The organism is Pseudonocardia nigra, assembly GCF_019396355.1.
Taxonomy (GTDB): domain Bacteria; phylum Actinomycetota; class Actinomycetes; order Mycobacteriales; family Pseudonocardiaceae; genus Pseudonocardia; species Pseudonocardia nigra.
The window spans coordinates 1-3,571 of sequence record NZ_JAHKRK010000376.1; the positions used below are offsets into that span (position 1 = coordinate 1).

General features: G+C 76.3%; 4 protein-coding genes. All 4 read left to right on the plus strand.

Going from position 1 to position 3,571, the window contains the following annotated elements; translation table 11 throughout:
* Positions 1-318 (plus strand): hypothetical protein (locus KME75_RS40500; RefSeq protein ID WP_443690194.1); only part of this gene is annotated, 318 nt, incomplete at its 5' end.
* A gap of 133 nt (positions 319-451) precedes the next feature.
* The gene (locus tag KME75_RS40505; RefSeq protein ID WP_219420297.1) at positions 452-1,168 is read left to right on the plus strand and encodes a DUF998 domain-containing protein; all 717 of its coding nucleotides are present in this window, start codon (positions 452-454) and stop codon (positions 1,166-1,168) included.
* Positions 1,165-2,172, plus strand: coding sequence for a DMT family transporter (locus KME75_RS40510; protein WP_219420298.1), 1,008 nt, complete (start codon positions 1,165-1,167; stop codon positions 2,170-2,172). Before KME75_RS40505 ends, KME75_RS40510 begins: the two co-directional genes overlap by 4 nt.
* A gap of 56 nt (positions 2,173-2,228) precedes the next feature.
* Complete coding sequence (locus KME75_RS40515) at positions 2,229-3,410, plus strand: glycosyltransferase (protein ID WP_219420299.1); 1,182 nt, start codon at positions 2,229-2,231, stop codon at positions 3,408-3,410.
* The last annotated feature ends 161 nt before the right edge of the window (positions 3,411-3,571 follow it).

Sequence of the window (3,571 nt, forward strand, 5' to 3'; positions counted from 1 at the left end):
CGGACCTCGGCACGGGAGCGGGCCGCGGCGGCGGCGGCCGGGGACGCCACCCGGGCGACCGGGCGCCCCGGCGACGTCGCAGCGGCCGAGGCCGCCCGCCTCGGCGACCCCGGATGTGCCTGCGTGCTCGCGCTCCTCGTCCGGTCCGACCGGGCCGGCTTGGAGATCGTCGCCGCGCAGCCCGGGGTTCGGGCCGTGCACGCGGCCCCCGCCGACGCCGGCGCGCGGGAGCTCGCGCTGGCCCCGCTGCTGCCCGAGCAGACCGAACGCGCCGACCCGCCGCCCGACGACGGTCCGGTGCCGACCGGGCCGCGATGACCCGGCCCGCGGCGGCGGGGCCCGCGCCGGTCGACCAGGGTCGTACCCCCACCATCGAATGGGGGGGATACCCCCACGGGACTCGGTGGAGATCCTGATGTCCGTCTCAGCGTGCGGCTGGCACGGTGGCCCCATGGCGTCGATCGGGGGGACCGGGGAACGACCCGGGGACAGCGCATGGGGTGGTGAGACGATCGCCGTCCTCGGCGTCATCGTCGCGCTGCTCCCGCTGGGCGTCCTGCACTGGGGCGGTGCCGCGGAGGTCGATCCGCAGCACGAGACGATCAGCGACTACGCGTGGGTTCCGGGGGGTCTCGCGCTGCTGACGGTGTCCGCGTTCGCGCTCGCCGCCGTCGGCGCCGTGCTCGCGGGCGGGCTGCGCCGGGCCGGGCTGCCACGCCCGGGCGTGCCGGCCGGTCTGTTGGTCAGCGCGAGCGCGGCGCTCGTGCTGGTGGCGCTGTTCCCCACCCACGAGCCGGGGACGTCGGCGGGCTTCGTCTCCGCCGTGCACCGGGCGGCGGGCGGCTGGGTGTTCGCGGCCGTCCCGCTGGCCGCCTGGCTGGTGGCACGCCGGGCTCGCACCGCCTCGGGCTGGCGTGCCGCGGCCCCCGCCCTGGCCTGGTCGGCGGGCGTCACGGGGGTGCTGAGCGCAGTGTTCCTGCTCAGTCATGTCCCGATCGTTATCGGCGGTTCATCCGTACTTCCCCTGATGGGCGGGGTGCAGCGTGTTCTCTACGCTTCGGTGATGTTCGTGCTGATGGCGACCGCCCGGGCCACCCGGCTCGCGATCGAGCACACCCTGAGCCCGGCCGACGTCACGGTCGGGACGCAGCTGCGGGGGGCCGCATGAGTGCGCTGTTCGCCGGGCCCGGCTTCGCCATCGGCCTCGCCGTGCTCGGTGCGGTCTGCTTCGCGGGCGCCGCGGTGCTCCAGCATCGCGCCGTCAGCGCCGAGTCGGGCACCGGGACCGGCGCGGGCTCGCGCGAGGACGGCGGCCTGTCGATGCGCGGGCTGCGCGCCGTCACCCGCCGACCCGCGTGGCTGACCGGCCTCGCGCTGGCCGGGCTGGGATCGGCGGTACACGCCGTCGCACTCGTCCTCGCGCCGCTGTCGGTGGTGCAGCCGATCGGCGTGCTGGCCGTGCCGATCGCCGTGCTGCTCACCGCCGTGCACACCCGCACACGCCCGGGCGGCGGCGTGCTGGCCGGCGTCGTCATCAGCATCGTCGGCGTGGCGGCGTTCGTCGGCACGTCGGCCGGCACCGCCGTGAGCACCCCCGCCCCGGACGGCGCCACGCTGTTCGCGGGCCTCGTCGTCGCCGGCATCGTCCTCGCGCTCGCCGCGGTGGGCTTCGCCCGCTCCGGGTGGGTGCGCTGCGTGGCCTTCGCCACGGCAGGGGCGGCCGCGTTCGGGCTGCTCTCGGCGCTGGTGCGGGCGGTGTCGCAGTCGGTGCGGGCCGGGGATGTCGGGCTGTTCGACCCGGCCGTGCTCGCCGCCGTGGTCGGCGTCGGCGCCGCCGCGGTCGTCGGGGGCTGGCTCGTGCAGCAGGCCTTCGCCTCCGGCCCGCCCGAGGTCGTCGTCGCGTGCCTCACCGTCGTCGACCCGATCGTCGCGGTCCTGCTGGGCGTCGTGCTCCTCGGCGAGGGCGCGCAGACCCCCACCGGCACCTGGCTGCTGCTGATCGCCGCCGCGACCACCGCGGCGGGGGGCGTGGTCGCGCTCGCCCGTCACCACCCGGACGCCACCGCCCGCCGGGCGGCCCGCAGGGGCCTGTCCGGGCCGGGGCCCGCCTCGGCGGACCGCTCCCGTACCCCGTCCGCATCGTCGCGGCCCGAGCCCCTGCCCCGCCGGTGATCCCCAGCCCCGGCGCCCGTCCCACTTCGCTGTACCGACTCGAGAGGACCACTCCCGTGAAGCCGCTTCGGATCCTGATCGGCGCCGAGACGTACCCGCCCGACGTGAACGGGGCGGCGCGCTTCGCCGAGCGGCTCGCCACCGGCCTCGCCGGGCGCGGCCACGACATCCACGTCGTGGCGCCGTCGCCCACCGGGCGGCCGATGCGCGAGCACCGTTCGGGCGCCACGGTCCACGGGGTCCGCTCGCACCGCTACCCGTTCCACCCCGACTTCCAGGTCTGCATGCCCTGGGAGGCGTTCCCGGCCACCGCGCGCCTGGTCGAGGAGATCGCACCGGACGTCGTGCACACGCAGGCGCACATGGTCGTCGGCCGGGGCGTGGCGAAAGCCGCGTACCGGGGCGGGCTGCCGCTGGTCGCCACCAACCACTTCATGCCCGAGAACGCCGCGGCGCACGCGCCGGTCGTCCCGCGTCCGCTGCGGCGGGCCGCGTTCACCGCGGCCTGGAAGGACCTGGGGCGGGTCTACGGCCGCGCCGACGTCGTCACCGCGCCGACCCCGCGCGCGGTCGAGCTGCTCGTGCAGCGCGCCGGGCTGGTCGACGCGATCCCGGTCTCCTGCGGCATCGACGCCGACCGCTACCGCACCGTGCAGCAGCTGCCCGGCCCGGTCCCCACCGTGCTGTTCGTGGGACGGCTCGACCAGGAGAAGCGCGTCGACGAGCTGATCCGCGCCTTCGCGGCGCTGCCGGCCGAGCTGCCGGGCGAGCTGGAGATCGTCGGCGACGGCGCCCGGCGCGAGGAGTGGACCGCGCTCGCCGGCAGCCTCGGCATCGGCCACCGCGTGCGGTTCCGCGGGTTCGTCTCCGAGGACGAGCTGCTCGAGGCCTACGCCCGCGCCGACGTCTTCTGCATGCCGAGCATCGCCGAGCTGCAGAGCCTCGCCACGCTGGAGTCGATGGCCGCGGGCACCCCGGTGATCGCCGCGAACGCGATGGCGCTGCCGCACCTCGTGCGCCCGGGCCGCAACGGCTGGCTCTACACGCCCGGCGACGTGCCCGAGCTGACCACCCGGCTCGCCGCACTGCTCTCCGACGCGGGGCTGCGCAAGCGGATGGGCGCGGCCAGCCAGGAGATCGTGGCCGAGCACGCCATCGGCGCCACGCTCGCGACGTTCGAGGGGATCTACGAGCGGCTGCTGGGCCGCGACCGGTTCGCCGTCGGCCAGGCGGCCTGAGCCTGTCGGATTGCAGCAAAGCCACTTTCCTGCCACGTGGTTGCGGGAAGGTGGCTGATACGTGAATCGAGGTGACCCGGGCGCGTGAAGGTACCCGGCACGCAGCGGTGCCGGGTTCTTTTCGGTGTTGGGTTAGGCCGCGGGGTCGAGAGTGACGGTGT

Bases quoted from the DNA above. Each gene is read 5' to 3' on its own strand.
- KME75_RS40505 (WP_219420297.1), top strand. From the start codon at position 452: ATGGCGTCGATCGGGGGGACCGGGGAACGACCCGGGGACAGCGCATGG.
- KME75_RS40510 (WP_219420298.1), top strand. From the start codon at position 1,165: ATGAGTGCGCTGTTCGCCGGGCCCGGCTTCGCCATCGGCCTCGCCGTG.